The 14,771-nt window shown below is 76.0% G+C and carries 17 protein-coding genes; 2 read left to right on the top strand and 15 right to left on the bottom strand.

Annotated elements, in window-relative coordinates; all coding sequences use genetic code 11:
• Window positions 1-94: 94 nt before the first annotated feature.
• The 10 genes from PIR53_19280 to PIR53_19235 all read right to left on the bottom strand — a co-directional run bounded on the left by PIR53_19280 (window position 95) and on the right by PIR53_19235 (window position 9,058).
• A complete protein-coding gene (locus PIR53_19280) occupies window positions 95-475 on the bottom strand; it encodes a hypothetical protein (protein WZH52144.1) in 381 nt (126 codons plus the stop codon).
• A gap of 41 nt (window positions 476-516) precedes the next feature.
• Window positions 517-1,611, bottom strand: coding sequence for an MSMEG_0565 family glycosyltransferase (locus PIR53_19275; protein WZH52143.1), 1,095 nt, complete (start codon window positions 1,609-1,611; stop codon window positions 517-519).
• On the bottom strand, window positions 1,608-2,477 hold the full coding sequence (locus PIR53_19270) for a carbon-nitrogen hydrolase family protein (GenBank protein WZH52142.1): 870 nt from the start codon (window positions 2,475-2,477) through the stop codon (window positions 1,608-1,610). The genes PIR53_19275 and PIR53_19270 overlap by 4 nt, the downstream gene beginning before the upstream one ends.
• Before the next feature lie 11 nt (window positions 2,478-2,488).
• Window positions 2,489-3,865 (bottom strand): MSMEG_0569 family flavin-dependent oxidoreductase, encoded by a 1,377-nt coding sequence (locus PIR53_19265; GenBank protein WZH52141.1) that lies wholly within the window; start codon window positions 3,863-3,865, stop codon window positions 2,489-2,491.
• On the bottom strand, window positions 3,862-4,191 hold the full coding sequence (locus PIR53_19260) for an MSMEG_0570 family nitrogen starvation response protein (GenBank protein WZH52140.1): 330 nt from the start codon (window positions 4,189-4,191) through the stop codon (window positions 3,862-3,864). The genes PIR53_19265 and PIR53_19260 overlap by 4 nt, the downstream gene beginning before the upstream one ends.
• Complete coding sequence (locus PIR53_19255) at window positions 4,184-5,095, bottom strand: carbon-nitrogen hydrolase family protein (protein ID WZH52139.1); 912 nt, start codon at window positions 5,093-5,095, stop codon at window positions 4,184-4,186. The genes PIR53_19260 and PIR53_19255 overlap by 8 nt, the downstream gene beginning before the upstream one ends.
• Window positions 5,092-6,549 (bottom strand): AIR synthase related protein, encoded by a 1,458-nt coding sequence (locus tag PIR53_19250; protein ID WZH52138.1) that lies wholly within the window; start codon window positions 6,547-6,549, stop codon window positions 5,092-5,094. Before PIR53_19250 ends, PIR53_19255 begins: the two co-directional genes overlap by 4 nt.
• Window position 6,550: 1 nt before the next feature.
• Window positions 6,551-7,618, bottom strand: coding sequence for an MSMEG_0568 family radical SAM protein (locus PIR53_19245; GenBank protein ID WZH52137.1), 1,068 nt, complete (start codon window positions 7,616-7,618; stop codon window positions 6,551-6,553).
• 10 nt (window positions 7,619-7,628) lie between these two features.
• Entirely contained in the window at window positions 7,629-8,153 is a 525-nt protein-coding gene (locus tag PIR53_19240; protein ID WZH52136.1) for an MSMEG_0572 family nitrogen starvation response protein, read from the bottom strand.
• Window positions 8,154-8,230: 77 nt separating this feature from the next.
• The gene (locus PIR53_19235; protein ID WZH52135.1) at window positions 8,231-9,058 is read right to left on the bottom strand and encodes an amidohydrolase family protein; all 828 of its coding nucleotides are present in this window, start codon (window positions 9,056-9,058) and stop codon (window positions 8,231-8,233) included.
• A gap of 359 nt (window positions 9,059-9,417) precedes the next feature.
• Here PIR53_19235 and PIR53_19230 point away from each other — a divergent pair, with 359 nt between their 5' ends.
• Window positions 9,418-9,777, top strand: a complete 360-nt coding sequence (locus tag PIR53_19230; protein ID WZH52134.1) for a hypothetical protein — start codon at window positions 9,418-9,420, stop codon at window positions 9,775-9,777.
• A gap of 10 nt (window positions 9,778-9,787) precedes the next feature.
• Here PIR53_19230 and PIR53_19225 read toward each other — a convergent pair whose 3' ends face one another.
• From PIR53_19225 to PIR53_19215, 3 genes are read right to left on the bottom strand one after another with little or no spacing between them, the layout of a single operon-like run.
• Window positions 9,788-11,374 (bottom strand): NAD(P)/FAD-dependent oxidoreductase, encoded by a 1,587-nt coding sequence (locus PIR53_19225; GenBank protein ID WZH52133.1) that lies wholly within the window; start codon window positions 11,372-11,374, stop codon window positions 9,788-9,790.
• On the bottom strand, window positions 11,371-12,351 hold the full coding sequence (locus PIR53_19220; GenBank protein ID WZH52132.1) for an SDR family NAD(P)-dependent oxidoreductase: 981 nt from the start codon (window positions 12,349-12,351) through the stop codon (window positions 11,371-11,373). The genes PIR53_19225 and PIR53_19220 overlap by 4 nt, the downstream gene beginning before the upstream one ends.
• Complete coding sequence (locus PIR53_19215; GenBank protein WZH52131.1) at window positions 12,348-12,782, bottom strand: SRPBCC family protein; 435 nt, start codon at window positions 12,780-12,782, stop codon at window positions 12,348-12,350. The genes PIR53_19220 and PIR53_19215 overlap by 4 nt, the downstream gene beginning before the upstream one ends.
• A gap of 101 nt (window positions 12,783-12,883) precedes the next feature.
• Here PIR53_19215 and PIR53_19210 point away from each other — a divergent pair, with 101 nt between their 5' ends.
• Window positions 12,884-13,216 (top strand): hypothetical protein, encoded by a 333-nt coding sequence (locus PIR53_19210; GenBank protein ID WZH52130.1) that lies wholly within the window; start codon window positions 12,884-12,886, stop codon window positions 13,214-13,216.
• A gap of 2 nt (window positions 13,217-13,218) precedes the next feature.
• On the opposite strand, the gene PIR53_19205 is transcribed toward PIR53_19210, so the two are convergent.
• Both PIR53_19205 and arsB read right to left on the bottom strand, forming a co-directional pair.
• On the bottom strand, window positions 13,219-13,689 hold the full coding sequence (locus PIR53_19205; GenBank protein WZH52129.1) for a heat-shock protein HtpX: 471 nt from the start codon (window positions 13,687-13,689) through the stop codon (window positions 13,219-13,221).
• On the bottom strand, window positions 13,686-14,771 hold the full coding sequence (gene arsB, locus PIR53_19200) for an ACR3 family arsenite efflux transporter (GenBank protein WZH52128.1): 1,086 nt from the start codon (window positions 14,769-14,771) through the stop codon (window positions 13,686-13,688). The genes PIR53_19205 and arsB overlap by 4 nt, the downstream gene beginning before the upstream one ends.

The following is a 14,771-nucleotide window of genomic DNA, read 5'->3' as shown; positions in this document are numbered from 1 at the left end:
CCGGCCCCGAACTGGGACGTTGGCGCGTCGCCAGCTCGGCCAGACCTGTCCCAGCCGCACATCTCGTGGCCCCCGGGACGGGGCCCCGGAGGCCTCAGGCCGCCTCGCGCGTGACGCGCAGTCGCGGGACCCCCGCTAGCCCCTTCCGGTAGCGCACGTGCGCCGCGTAGGGCGTCAGCGCGTCGTACAGCTCCGCGTGCGCCGCCCACGGCAGCGGGTCGACGCCGCGCCGCCAGGTGTCGCCGAACGCGATCCACACCGGCACCCAGCGCGCGGCGTCGTCCCAGGCCCCGCGACGAGCCTCGACCATGCGGCGGCGGATCACCCGCGCCGCCTGCGCCCCGTCGCGGTAGACGCCCGCCGTGCGCACCGGCCACAGCCAGAGGTCGCGCCCGACCAGCTCGAGCTCGAGGTCGTGCAGCACGGCGGGGTCGACGAGCACCGTGAGCACGTTCTCGTGGGGGCGCCGCCTCATGCGCAGCACCCTAGGCCGGTGCGGTGACGACCGGGAGGGGTTCAGGCGCCGTACCACTCCAGGTGCTGCCGCGCGGCGCTCTCCCACGTGTACGACGCGGCGAGCGCCCGCCCGACGTCCGGGTCCACGGGCGCGCGCAGCGCCCGGTCGAGCGCGTCGACCAGCTCCGGCACCGACGCCCCGAACAGGACCGCCGACCCGAAGACCTCCCGCAGCACGGGCAGGTCACGGCAGACGACCGGCACCCCCGCTGCGAGCGCCTCCATCGCGGCGAGCCCGAAGCCCTCCTTCGTGGACGGGAAGCCGAGCACCGCGGCCTCGGCGACGAGGGACGGCAGGTCGGGGTCGGACACCGGGCCCAGCACCACCGGCGTCACGTCCAGCTCCGCCGCACGGGCGTCGAACGCGGCCCGGTAGTCGCGGTAGTCGAAGAGCGTCTCGCCTCCGCCGACCACCAGCTCGAGGTCGGCGTGGTCGGGCGACGAGGCCCGCAGCACGGCGAACGCCTCGAGCAGGTCGAGCGTGCCCTTGCGAGGCTCGATCCCGCCGAGGGCCAGCACGTAGCGCCCCAGGTGGGCGGCCCACGTCGCCCGGCCGACCGCGTCACCGGCGCCGCCCGCCAACCGGCGGGCGTCGACCCCGTTGGGCACCACCACGGGCGTCCGTCCCCACCCGTCGGCGACCTCGGCGGCGACCGACGCGGACACGCAGAGCAGGTGGGTGGGCAGCGTGACCGCGCGGTCGTGGCAGGCGACGAGCTCAGGGGTCGTGAACGTGTCGAGGTGGTGCACGGTGCGCCGGCACGGCAGCCCCGCGCCGAGCGCGGCGTTGGCCGAGATGCAGTCCTGGGCGTGCACGACGTCGTACTGCTCCCCGGCGTCCCGGAGGGCCGCTCCCAGCACCTCGATCGACCGCAGGATCCGCTCGCCGACGCTCTCGTCGTCGCGGGCCGCGAAGGGCACGGCGTGCACCCCGACGCCCGGCGCGACCGGCCGGAAGAAGGCGCGGTCGCCGCCGCGACCGAGCGTCCAGACGTCGACCTCCGCCCCCAGCCCGACGAGCGCCTCCGCGAGCGCGAGCGTGTGGACGACGCCGCCGCGCGGCTTCGTCGAGTAGGTCAGGAGCGCGATCCTCACCCGCCCAGGCTCCCGTACGCCGCGGGCGAGCGCTCGGCGAGGTGGTGGAGCAGCCGTCGGGCGCGGGCGACCTCGACGTCGACGTCCACCTCGGCCAGCGCGAGGCCGCCCTTGGACGAGGTGCGCGCCAGCACGTCGCCGCCGGGACCGACGACCTTGGCCTGGCCGAGGAAGCGCAGCCCGCCCATCACGCCGGTCTGGTTCGACGACACCCAGACGACCTGGTTCTCGGCGGCGCGGGCCGCGTCGTACAGGTCGAAGAGGCGCGACTGCCGGTCCTGCGGGAGGCGGGAGGCGCGGTCGGTGACGCTGGCGGGCCACGCCGAGAGGCAGGCGAGCAGCCGTGCTCCGTCGAGGGCGAGCGTGCGGGCGGCCTCGGGGAACGTCTTGTCGTAGTCGATGAGCATCCCCAGCCGCCCGACGGGCGTGTCGAAGGCCTCGAACGTCGTCCCCGCGGCGTAGACGAGCGACTCCCCCGCCGGCTGGTGCACCTTGCGGTGCCGGCCGAGCACGCCGTCCCCCGTCACGGCGAGCGCCGTGTTGTAGAGCCGCACCTCCGGTCCCGCGGGGTCGCCGGGACGGTCGACGACGACCTCCTCGGCGTACCCGAAGCAGACCACCATCTCCCGCGCCAGCGCGACGATGCGCTGCACCTCCCACGCGTCCTCGGCCAGCGCCGGCGGCAGCGCGGCCGGGTCGGGGTGGCGGAGGTCGGAGAGGTAGCCGCCCAGCGTCGCGTCCGGCAGCACGAGCAGGCCCGCGCCCGCCGCCCGGGCGTCGCCGATGATGCCCTCGACCTTCGCGAGGGCACGCTGCACGTCCCGCCCGAAGTGGGCGGCGACGGCGGCGATGCGGAGGGCGGGCACGGCCGGTGACCCTAGCGCGCGGCCGCCGCGGCGGGCTCGACCTGCGCGGCACGGCCCCACGGTCCCGGCGACACCGCGCGCGCGAGCTCCGACGCCGGCGGCGTCGTGCGGGTCGGGCGTCCGGTGATGCAGCCGGCGACGTGCTCCGCGTCGGCCGCGATCCCGAGGAAGCGGCCCGAGCCCCACGTGTGCAGCCACGGCAGGCCCAGGAAGTAGAGCCCCGGCACCGCGGTCACGCCGCGCGTGTGGGTGGGTCGCCCCGTGCCGTCGAAGACCCCGACGCGCACCCAGCGGTAGTCCGGGCGGTAGCCGATCGCCCACACCACGCTCGTGACGCCGGCCGCCGCGAGGTCGAGCGCCGTCGGCTCGGCCTCGGGCTCCCAGACGGGCTCGTACGGCGCAGCCGGCGCCGCGTCGATCCCGGCCCCCTCCGCGTTGCGCGCCTCGATCCAGCGGTCGACGTCGCGGCAGATGGACCGGTAGGTGTCGTCCGCGGCGTCGAGCGCGGCCCGCAGGGTGGGGCGGAACGTCAGCGTCGTGCCGCTGCCCGCCTCGAGGCCGTCGAGCAGCCCGTAGAGCCGCATCCCCTCGGCCGCGAACGCCCGCAGGTCGATGTCGCGCCCGCCGTCGCGGCCCGTCACGTAGTGGTTGGTCTTCTCGCGGGCGGCGAGACCGCCGGGGTACTGCGCCACCGACGTGTCGTAGAGCCCCATCTCGGCCAGCCACGTCATGACGTCGCGGCCGCGGTGCCGACGGGCGACCCGCGGCGCGTCGCCGACCGCGAGGTGGACCCGCCGTCCGGCGAGGTGGAGGTCCTCGGCGATCTGGGCGCCGGACTGGCCGGTCCCGACGACGAGCACCTCGCCGTCGGGGAGCGCGTCGGGGTTGCGGTAGTCCGCCGACTGCAGCTGCGTCACGGACGGCGACAGCGCCGGGGCCCAGGCGGGCACGATCGGCACGTGGTAGCCACCGGTCGCCACGACGGCCTGGTCGGCCTCCCACACCTCCGGCCCGGCCGGACCGACCGCGTCGACGACGAAGCCGCCGCCCTCGCGCTCGGTGAGCGCGGTGACGCGGGTGTGCTCGCGGAGCGGGGCGCCGAAGCTCGCCGGGTAGCCCGCGAGCCACGCGACGACCTCGTCCCGCGTCATGAAGCCGTCCGGGTCAGGTCCGTCGTAGGACCAGCCGGGCAGCCGGCAGTGCCAGTTGGGGGTCACGAGGGTGAAGGCGTCCCAACGGGTGTCGGCCCACTCGTGGGTGGCCGTGCCGGCCTCGAGCACGACGTGGTCGACGCCGTCGCGGGTGAGGTACCAGCTGGTCGACAGGCCGGCCTGGCCACCGCCGACCACGACGACGCCGGTGCGGTGCAGGGTGGGTGCGGTGCTCATCGGGGAGCCTCCTGGGGGAGGGACGCAGGCAGGGCCGCGGGCAGGGGCGGGAACAGGCGCAGCACCTCGACCTCGGCGTCCGGCGGGTGGGTGGCGGCGCGGAGCTCGATGCGGTCGAGCGACGCGGCGGAGGCGGTGCACGCGAAGCCGAACTTCGCCCGCACCCGCTCGCTGCCCTCCGCCAGCGCCGCGGCGGAGCGGCGCGTGAACTCCGCGACGGTGTAGGTGGCGCCCTCGTCGAGGTGGTCGTGGACGACGAGCGAGGGCGACCAGCAGTCGGTGACGGCGCCGTCGGGCCAGCGCACGGTGAAGGTGGCCTCAGGCACGGACCGGCTCCCGCGTCGGGGCGCCCTGCGCGAGGGTCGCCGGGTAGGTGTCGGGACGGCGGTCACCGAGGTGGAACATCGCCCGCCGCGCGGTCTCGAGGGCGGCCGGCACGTCGACGTGGGCGACGGCGAGGCCCGCACCGGTGCCCGTGCTGGCGAGCACGTCGCCGCCCGGGCCCACGACCTTCGCGTGGGCGACGAACCGCAACGACCCGAAGGTGCCGTGCTGGTTGGAGGCGACCCACACGACCTGGTTCTCGAGCGCCCGGGCGGCGTCGAACAGATTGAACCGGGTCGTCCAGCGGTCCTGGGCGATGTCCGCGGCCCCGGACGTGCGGGACGCGGGCCAGGCGGAGATGCAGGCGACGACCTCGGCCCCGTCGAGCGCGAGCGCCCGGGCCGCCTCGGGGAACGCCTTGTCGTAGCAGATGAGCGCCCCGACGCGGCCGGCCGGCGTGTCGAACGCGGCGTAGGTGTCGCCCGCAGCGTAGAAGAGGCTCTCCCCCAGCGGCTGGTGCACCTTGCGGTGCGCCCCGACGACGCCGTCGCCGGTGACGATGGCGGCCGTGTTGTAGCGCTCCGTGCCGTCGGACTCGCACAGCCCGACGACGAGCGTCATGTCGCGGGCGATCGCGGCGACGCGGCGCAGCTCGGGACCGTCGAGGTCCATGACGGGCGGCAGGTCCGCCGGCAGCTCGTCGCCGCTGCCGTCCCGGCCGCGGCCGAGGACGGAGAGGTAGCCGCCGAGGCAGGCCTCGGGCAGCGCGAGCAGGCGGACGCCCTGGGCGCGGGCGGCCTCCACGTGGGCGGCGACCTGGGCGAGGTTCTCCTCGACGTCGCGGCCGAAGCCGGCGCAGACGGCGGCGACAGCGCCGGCCGACGGGGTGGTGGTGGGCGTGCTCATGCGGGTCCCATTCCTGTGACGGTGTGACGGACGGCTTCGGTGACGACGCCGTCCGGCCAGCGCAGCCCGACCCCGGTCCCCGGGGTCAGCGCGCCGCAGCGGGCGGTGTCGACGTGGTCGGGCAGCGCGGCGAGCGGGGGGTGCACCGCGGCCGAGGGGCGCTCGGCGGTGACGACGGCGAAGCCCGGGAAGCAGGTGAGCCAGTCGCCGGCACGCGCGTCGGCGGGGGTGGGGATCGCCGCGACGTCGAGCACGGCGCGGCAGCCGCTCGCCTCGGCGAGCATCCCCGTGGTGCCGACGAGGCCGCTCATCGAGACGTCCTTGGCGGCGGTGGGCGCCAGGGCCGGTACGACGCGGGCCTGCGCCCGCAGCTGCTCGGGCCGCCGGCGGGAGGTGGAGTCCCACTGCTGCCCGGTGTAGCCCGGCCGCCAGCCGCCACCGAGGTCGGCGGTCACCCGGAGGACGTCGCCGGCGCGGCCGCCGCCCCCGGGCACGGGCCGCGGCAGGGCGTCGTCGGTGCGGCCGAGCGCGGTCACCGACAGCGCCGCGGGCACGCCGAGCTGCGTGTGGCCGCCGAGCACCGGCACGCCCCACGCGGCGGCGGCGTCGCCGAGGCCGCGGAGCACGCGCCGCGCGAAGGAGGCGTCGCGGGCCCCGACCGCGTCGAGCAGGCCGACGGGGTGGGCGCCCATCGCGGCGAGGTCGTTGACGTTGACGAGCACGGCGCACCAGCCCGCCCACTCGGGGTCGCGCTCCACCATCGACGGCAGGATCGCGTCGCAGGCGGCGACGAGCCCGGCGGCGCCGGGGACCGGAGCGGCGTCGTCCCCGACGTACCCCGCCGGCACCCCCGCCCGCAGCGGGTCCAGCAGGCGGCCGAGCGCCGCCTTCGTGGCGTCGGCCAGCCGCTGCACGCGGTCGATCGGCCAGTCCATGACGACGTGCGGCGTGCCGTGCGCGGTCACCGAGGCCCGGGTGCGCCAGCCGAGCCGCGTGAAGAGCCGCTCGTTCGCGGCCTGCACGACGGCGTCGAACCGCAGCGCGCCCTCCGCCTCGGCGCGGGCGCAGGCGGCCCGCACGAGTGCCGGGCCGAGGTGCCCGACGCTGCGGGCACCGGGGGCGACCACCAGCCGGCTCCCCCGCCACCAGCCGATGTCGCGGGCGCGGACGGAGCCGTCGGCCTCGGGCGCCGGGTGGAGGCGCACGCCGCCCAGCACGGTCCCGTCGGAGGCCCGGGCGAGCAGCACGACGGTGCGCGGGTCGTCGTCGAGGTCGTCAAGGTCGTCGTGGGCGAACAGCCCCTGCTCGGCGACGAACACGTCGCGCCGCAGGCGCCGGTACGCCGCGTGCTCCGCCCCTGACGCGGCCTCGGCCACCGACCAGCCGGGGGCCGGGGTGCGCGCGGGAGCGGCGTCGCGCCGTACCCCGGTGAGGACGTGCAGGTCGAGCGTCACCTCAGGCCCCCTCGCACGAGAGCGCCGAGCAGGCGCCGCAGGCCGCGCAGCCGGCCGACTGGTCGGCGCTGGCCATCCCGGCCGTGCGCAGGAGCGCCGCGACCCGGGTGGTCACGTCGGCGACCACCCGCGGGTCGGGGGCCGGCACGTGGTCGACGTCGGTCGCGAGGGTGCCCGCGAGGGGCCGGAAGGGGACGACGAAGGGGTAGACGCCCATGGCGATGAGGTCGGCCGCCGCGGCGACGAGCTCGTCGGGGTCCTCGCCGAGACCGACGAGCACGTAGGTCGAGACCTCGTTCCAGCCGAAGACGCGGACGGCCTCGGCCCAGGCGGCACGGTACTCGGCCATCGGCACGCTGCCCTTGCCCGGCATCCAGCGGCGGCGCACGTCGTCGTCGAGCGACTCGACGTGGATGCCGATCGAGCTGGCGCCCGCCTCCTTGAGCTCGGTGATGGTGGCGAGGTCGCCCGGCGGCTCGCACTGCACCTGGATGGGCAGGTCGGGCAGCACGGCGCGCACCGCACGCACGCAGCGGGCCAGGTGGGTCGCGCCTCGGTCGCGGCCCGTCGAGGTGCCGGTCGTCATGACCACCTGGGTGATCCCGTCGAGCTCGTGGGCGGCGAGGGCCACCTCGGCGATCTGGGCCGGGGTCTTCACGGCGACCGTGGCGCCCGCCCGCAGCGACTCCTCGATGGCGCAGAAGCGGCAGCGCTCGGCCTCGGCGTACCGGGCGCAGGTCTGCACGACCGTCGTGGCCAGCACGTTCGAGGAGTGGAGGCGGGCGATCTGCTCGTAGGGCACGCCGTCGGCGGTCGTCAGGTCGTAGAACCGCGGGCGACGGATGGCCTCGAGGCCGAGGCCGGTGTCGGCCCCGTCGAGCAGCAGCTTGCCGCCCCGGACCGTGTAGGGGCTGCGCGGGTTGAGGGGGATGGCCGCGCCGACCCCGCCCAGCAGCACGTGCCCGTCGTCGCTGGGTCCCGCGCCGGCACGGCGCGCGACGGGGGCGTCGAGGAGACGGATGCCCTGGATGGCGACGTCCACCCGGGTGGAGGGGGCCGGTGCGGTCATCGTCCGGCCCTCAGAGGTTGTAGACGGAGTTGATGATGGCGCCCTTGTTGGCGTAGTGGATGACCGCGTCCTGCACGTCGAGCGGGTGCGCGGGGATGACGCCCTCGATGAGGTCCTCCTCGCGGCTGCCGTGGAGCGCGAGCCCGAAGCGGCAGCAGAAGACCGTGCCGCCCTCCTTCACGAACGTCTTGATCGAGTCGTTCATGTTCTGGTTGCCCGGGAAGGCGACGTCGCCGGTCGTCGGGAAGCCACGGGTGTCGACGCAGGCCAGGGCGCCGGGGCCGTAGAAGTAGAGCGCCGACTCGAAGCCCTTGCGCAGCGCCCGGGTCGCCTGGAGCACGGCGACGAAGCTCACCGAGCTCTCGTGCGGGATGCCGTGCACGAGCGTGAGGTAGCTCTGGCCCTCGCTCGCCTGGTAGTCCGGGAAGATCTTCGTCGAGCCGTAGAGGTTGGTGCCCTTCGGCTGCGAGGGGTGGGGGATCTCGGCCACCGACTTCTCGATGTTGGCCATGATCTCGTCGTCGAACGTGGGCATGGGGGTCTCCTCGGTTGGGTCCTGCTGCGGGTACGGCGGGGGTCGGGTGCGGCGGGGTCCTGCGGTCTGTTGCGGTCTCAGCCCCCGTAGAGGGCCTCGAAGTTGCCCCGGAAGAGCGCGGCGGTGAGCTCGGGGTCGTCGGTGGCGGCGGCCAGGCGGGCGTGCTCGCCGGCGTGGTCGCCCCAGGGGGTGTCGGTGGCGAAGAGGACGCGGTCGGCGCCGGTGCCGCGCCGCTGGATCTCCTGGCACAGCCACACGGGGGCGAACCCGATGGCCCAGGAGGTGTCGGTGTAGACCTGCTTGCCCGCCTCGATCCAGTCGAAGAAGCGGCCGCCGATGAGCTTCATGTGTCCGCTCATCCCGCCGCCCAGGTGGACGAGGTGGATCTTGGTGGCGTCGCCGTGGCGCTCGACCAGCTCACCGATGCGGTCCACGTCGGAGGCGGCGCCGGGCGAGGTGTGCACGTGCACGACGAGGTCCAGCTCGGCGGCCGTCGTGAAGATCCGGTCGAGCTCGACCCGGCAGTCGGGGTCGTCGACGGCGCCGCCCAGCAGGAAGCTCGTCTTGAGGGCGGCGACGCCGTCCTCCGCGGCCAGGGCCAGCGCGGCAGTGTTGCGCTCGGCGTCGGACGCCTTCGGCGAGACCCACAGTCCGCAGCGGATCCGGTCGTCGGCGTGCGCCGCGTCGAGCGCCAGGTGGTTGAGGCGGAACGAGACGTCGGGGTCCGGCACGCCGTAGTTCGGCAGCACCAGCGCCCGCTCCGTGCCCTCCGCGTCGAGGTCCGCCACCAGCTCGGCGACGCTCTCGCGGGCGGTCACGTCCGGCTGGATCGGCGGCCCTCCGTAGAAGGGGTACGCCGGCAGCCGACCGATGTGCCGGTGCGCGTCGTGGGCGGTGAACCTCATGGGAGAAGTCCACGGCCCGGATGTTTCCGACTGGTCACGCCTGGAAGACGGTGCGGTCCTCGGTGCGTAAGTTCGGTGTTTCCGGGGCCGGCCGCCCACCCGGGACGTCATGCGGCGCGGTGCCCCGGGCGGCCGGTGCGCATGACGTCCGGCGACCGCCCCGGGCGGGGGGCCGAAATGGGACGTTGGTACGCCGCCGGCTCGCCCCGACCTGCCCCAGCCGCACATCTCGGGACCAGGCGAAGGCTCGGCCCGCACCGGCCCCGCGCCGTCATGCGGTGCGGTGCCCCCGGCCGCCGGGGCGCATGACGTCCGGCCAGTCCCTGGCCGGGCGCCGCGCCGTGCCGCATCATGGCCCGATGCGGATCCTCCTCGGCCTGATCAGCGCCGCCTGCATCGTCGTGTTCGCGGTCTTCCTCTTCCTCCACGTGGTGAACGTCGTCGGCTACTCCGCGGAGGGCACGGACACCGACATCACCTGCACCACGCCGGTCCCGGTGCAGGACACCCCGACCATCCAGCGGTGCGTCGGCCGCGAGGAGGCCGGGGCGGCGATCTCGAACGCGGTGTACGGCGGCGCCGCCCTCGTTGCCGGCGCCGGGTTCGCCGTCGCGGCGGCCGTGGCCGGCCGACCGAAGCAGCCGCCGGCGCAGGCCGTGATGCAGGCCCCGGCCGGACAGCGCCCCGGCCCCGGCTCCCGTCCCGACCAGCGCCCCTGAACCACCAGGCTCAGCGCCGGAACCGCCACCGGTCGTGCGCCAGCGCCGCGCGGGCGGCGTTGCTGCCCGGGGCGCCGTGCACGCCACCGCCGGGGTGCGCCGAGGCCGAGCCCAGGTAGAGCCCCTTCACGGGCGTCTCCGCCCGCCCCCAGCCCGTGACGGGCCGGAAGACGAGCTGTTGGTGGAGCTGCGCCGTGCCGCCGTTGATGGAGCCGCCCACCAGGTTGGCGTCGCGGGCCTGCATCTCGTGCGGTCCGAGCACGCGGCGGGCGCGCACGAGGGCGCCGAACCCGGGGGCGAGCCGCTCCATGCGGGCCTGCACGCGGTCGGCGAAGCGCTCGCACTCGTCGCGGTCCCAGGCGCCGGTGAGGCCGTCGCCGCCGGCGTCGGTGCGCACCTCCTGCGGCACGTGGGTGTAGGCCCACATCGACTCGGTCCCGGCGGGCGAGCGCGAGGGGTCGGTGGCCGTCATCTGCCCGGTGAGCAGGAACGGCTCGGCCGGCACGCAGCCGTTGCTCACCTGGTGGAGCGCGTCGGCCATCTGGTCGACGGAGTCGGCGACGTGCACCGTGCCGGGAGCGACGGGCGGCGGCACGGCCCACGGCACGGGGCCGTCCAGCGCCCAGTCGACCTTGACCGTGCCCGGGTCGAGCGAGAAGCCGCGGAGCCGGCGCCGGAAGCGGGGCGGCAGGTGCTCGTCGGCGACGAGGCCGCCGTAGAGGTGCGGGACCACCACGTCGGCCACGACCGCCCGCCGCGCGGCGATGCGCTCGCCGAGCGCCACGACACCCGTGGCCCGGCCGTCGGTCACCTCGATCGCGGTGACCTCGGCGCGGCAGCGCACCTCGCCGCCGCGGGCGGTGAACCGGCGCTCCAGCGCCGCGGCCAGCTCCCCCGCCCCGCAGGTGGGCACGGGGAAGCCGACCGTCTGGCCGAGCATCGACATGAGGACGCCCATGAGCCCCGAGCCGGGCGCGTCGAGCGGGATGTCGGCGTGGCCGGCGTTGCCGGCGAGCAGCAGGCGTGGGCCCTCGCCGCGGAACAGCTCCCGGCCGACGTCGGCCACGGGGCTGAGCAGCAGGCGCACGAGGTCGAGCCCGCCCGCGCGCGGCAGGCTCGCCACCGCCCGCGCTCCCGCCCGCACCGGCGGGAAGGGCGCGAGCAGCGCGTGGACGACGTGCTCGCCGATCCGGTCCCAGGTGGCGCACAGCTCGAGCCACGCGTCGCCGTCGCCGGGGCACAGCTCGTCCAGGCCGGCCGCGGTCACGTCGCGGTCGCGGTGCAGGACCGCCCAGCGACCGTCGGCCGTGGGGTGGCCGAGCACGGCGGGCGCGTGGCGCCACTCCAGGCCGTACCGCTCCAGCTCGAACCCCCGCAGCGTCGGCGACGCGGCCGCCAACGGGTAGAACGCGCTGAACGTGTCGTGCACGAACTCCGGGTCCACGCCCCGGTCGCTGCGTACCGCGCCGCCCACCTCGGCCTGCGCCTCCAGCAGCAGCACCGACCAGCCGGCGTCGACGAGGAGGTTGGCCGCGACGAGGCCGTTGGGTCCGCCGCCGACGACCACGGCGTCGTACGTCGCGGCAGCGCCGCTCACGCGACCCCGTCCGCGCCGCCCGGACCCGGGGGCGCCGGCGGCGGCCGACGTACGCCGAGGGTCCGCCCCACCTGGCGCGCAACGGCCCGCAGGCCGCTGCCGTGGCCGCCGTCGAGCGCGTGCTCCTCGACCGGCTCGAGCGCGTTGCCGGGTCCGGCCGGCGCTGGCTGGCGCTCGGCCGCGACGGCCCGGAACGCGGGGGCGACGAGCGCGTCGTACACCCACGGCAGCGCCGTGAACCCGAACCGCAGCACGTGGTTGACGGGCGTGAGCTGGGCGGCGCGGCGGCGGCCGTCGAGCATGGCGACGATCTGCTCCGCGGCGCGGTCGGCCGACGAGACCGGGAGCGGCGGACGCCCGCGGACCCCCGTGGTCGCCGCGCTCGCGTAGATCGGGGTGTCGACACCGCCGGGCGCCACGTAGTCGACGTGGAGGTCGGGCAGGTCCCGGTTCTCGACCTGGAGCTGGCGGGCGAGACCGCGCAGGCCCCACTTGCTGACGACGTAGGGCGTCATGGTCGGCACGGCCACGTGCCCCAGCACCGACCCGACGAGCAGGAGGCGGCCCCGACCGCGGGCCAGCAGCACGGGCAGCGCGTGGTGGGCCAGCGACAGCCCGCCGAGCAGGTTGGTGCGCAGCACCGCCCGGGCGACCTCGGCGGGCTGCTCCTCGAGACGCCCGTACGACGCGACCCCGGCCGCGCTGACGACCGCGTCGAGGCGACCGTCGCGCCCGGCGGCGGTCGCGACGAGCCGGGCCACGGCGGCGTCGTCGCCCACGTCCGTCGGGACGACCATCGCCGAGGCCGCACCGGCCCGGACGCAGTCGGCCGCGGCGCGGTCCAGCGCGGCCCGGTCGCGGGCGGCCAGCACGAGGTGCATGCCGCGGGCGGCCAGCCGGCGGCTGACGCCGAGGCCGATGCCGCTGGAGGCGCCGGTGACGAGCACGACGGCGCCCTCGGGCAGGGGTCCGGTCACGACCGGCCCTCGGCGAGCAGCGCCAGCCGCCGCAGGGTCTCGACGTTGCGCCACGCGATGCTCACCCCGCGCACGGGCGGGGGCGCGAGCCGGCCGGGGCCGGCGATCGCGTCCTCCTCGATGACGAGGCGGGTCCCCTGCCCCTCGGGCTCCAGCGTCAGCACCACCCGAGCCTCCCCCATGGGCCAACCCCGTGCCCGCAACTGCAGGCGGCGGCCGGGCTCCGACTCCTCCACGATCGTCACGTCGTCGAGGAGGAGCGGCCAGACGCCCACGGAGTGGTGCAGCCGGGATCCGGCGGCGGGCCAGCCGTCGTCGACAGCCCGCATCCGGGAGGCGCCGACCACCCACGAGGGGTAGAGCCAGCCGTCGGCGAGGACGTCCCAGACCTGGGCGGGGGTGGCGTCGGTCAGTCGCTCGTTGCGTGCCATGCGGGGCCGGTACCCGTCACCCCGCGCAGCACCCGAGAGGCCGGTCACGGGAACCCGTTCACCCCTTCGGCTCGCTTCGAACACATGTTCTAATCGGAGGCGTGAAGGTCCCGTCCACGCAGCGCGAGCCCGCCCGGTCGGCGCGGGTGCAGCACGTGTGGGTGGACATCACGGCGCAGTGGGTGCACCCGAAGCCCGGGATCCTGCTCATGTGGCGCCGTCGGCTCGGCCAGCGTGGCGGCTGGGAGGCCTGGGTGATCGCCGTCGACCAGGCCGCCGAGGCCCACGGCGGGTCCCCGCGGGTGGTGCAGGGGTGGGTCGACGCGACCCACGTGCGCCCGGCCGGCAACGAGCGTCCGCCCATCCCGACGTCGAGCCCGACCCCGCGTCCGACACCGCCGCCACTCCCCTCCCGGACCCGACGAGCGGGGTGAGGTCAGCCGCGGGCGAAGAGCAGGCTGGGCGGCAGGTCGATGTCGGGCACGAGCTCCACGAGCAGGTCGCGCACCCGGGCGTCGATGTCGGCGACGATGCGGCGCACCGTCGCCTCGTCCTGGCCCTTCGGGTCGTCGAGCGGCCAGTCGCGGTAGCGGGCGCCCGGCACGTAGGGGCACGTCTCGCCGCAGCCCTGGGTGACCGCCAGGTCGCTCGCGGCGATCATCTCGGCGGTCAGCAGCCGCGGCGACTCGCGCGAGGTGTCGAGGCCGAGGTCCTCGAGCACGCGGGCGACCTCGGGGTGCACGCGGTCGCCGGGGGTCGTGCCGGCGGAGAGCGCGACGACCCGACCGCCGGCGTAGTGCTCGGCCAGCAACCGCGAGGCGACCGACCGGCCGCCGTTGGCGCGGCAGGCGAAGACGACGACGGGAACGTGGCCGGGGGCGTGGCCGGCGGGGGCCTGGTCGCTCATGAGGAGCCTCCTCGGGTGGGGGTGGGACCGACGGGGTCGTCGCGCCGCAGGCGCAGCGCGACGTGGACGAGCGCGACGAGCACCGGGACCTCGATGAGCGGACCCACCACGCCGGCGAGGGCCTGGCCGGAGGTGACGCCGAAGGTGCCGATCGCGACGGCGATGGCGAGCTCGAAGTTGTTGCCAGCGGCAGTGAACGCGAGGGTCGCGGTGCGGGGGTAGCCGAGCCCCAGCCGCACCCCGAGCGCCCAGGACAGCGCGAACATGAGCACGAAGTAGGCCAGCAGCGGCAGCACGATGCGGGCGACGTCCCACGGCCGCGAGGTGATCGCGTCCCCCTGCAGGGCGAACAGCACGACGATCGTGAAGAGCAGGCCGTAGAGCGCCAGCGGGCCGATGCGGGGCAGGAAGCGCTCCTCGTACCACTCGCGGCCCCGCGCGCGCTCGCCCGCCACCCGCGTGAGCCAGCCCGCGACGAGCGGGACCCCGAGGAAGACGAGGACGCTGACGGCGATCGCCCCGACGGAGAACTCGGCCGACGTCGTCGGGAGCCCCAGCCAGCCCGGCAGCACCTGCAGGTAGAACCACCCGAGCCCCGCGAACGCCACGACCTGGAACACGGAGTTGAGCGCCACGAGCACGACCGCCGCCTCGCGGTCGCCGCACGCCAGGTCGTTCCAGACGAGCACCATCGCGATGCAGCGCGCGAGGCCGACGATCACCAGGCCCGTGCGGTACTCCGGCAGGTCCGGCAGCAGCAGCCACGCGAGGGCGAACATGAGGGCGGGCCCGAGGATCCAGTTCAGCACCAAAGACGCGACGAGCAGCCGCCGGTCGGAGGTCACGCGCCCCGTCTCGTCGTACCGCACCTTGGCGAGCACCGGATACATCATCAGCAGCAGGCCGAGGGCGATCGGCAACGACACGGACCCGACCTCGACCGCACCCAGCGCCTCGTCGAGGCCCGGCACGAGGCGGCCCAGCAGCAGGCCCGCCGCCATCGCGGCGGCGATCCACACGGGGAGCAGCCGGTCGAGGAGCGGGAGCCGCACGCCCGGGACCGACCTTGTTTCGACGTTCAT

The sequence above is a fragment of the Nocardioides alkalitolerans genome, from assembly GCA_038184435.1.
Classification (GTDB): Bacteria; Actinomycetota; Actinomycetes; order Propionibacteriales; family Nocardioidaceae; genus Nocardioides; species Nocardioides alkalitolerans_A.
The sequence above is the reverse complement of the archived record's forward strand: the minus strand, read 5'-3'. Positions and strand labels throughout refer to the sequence as shown.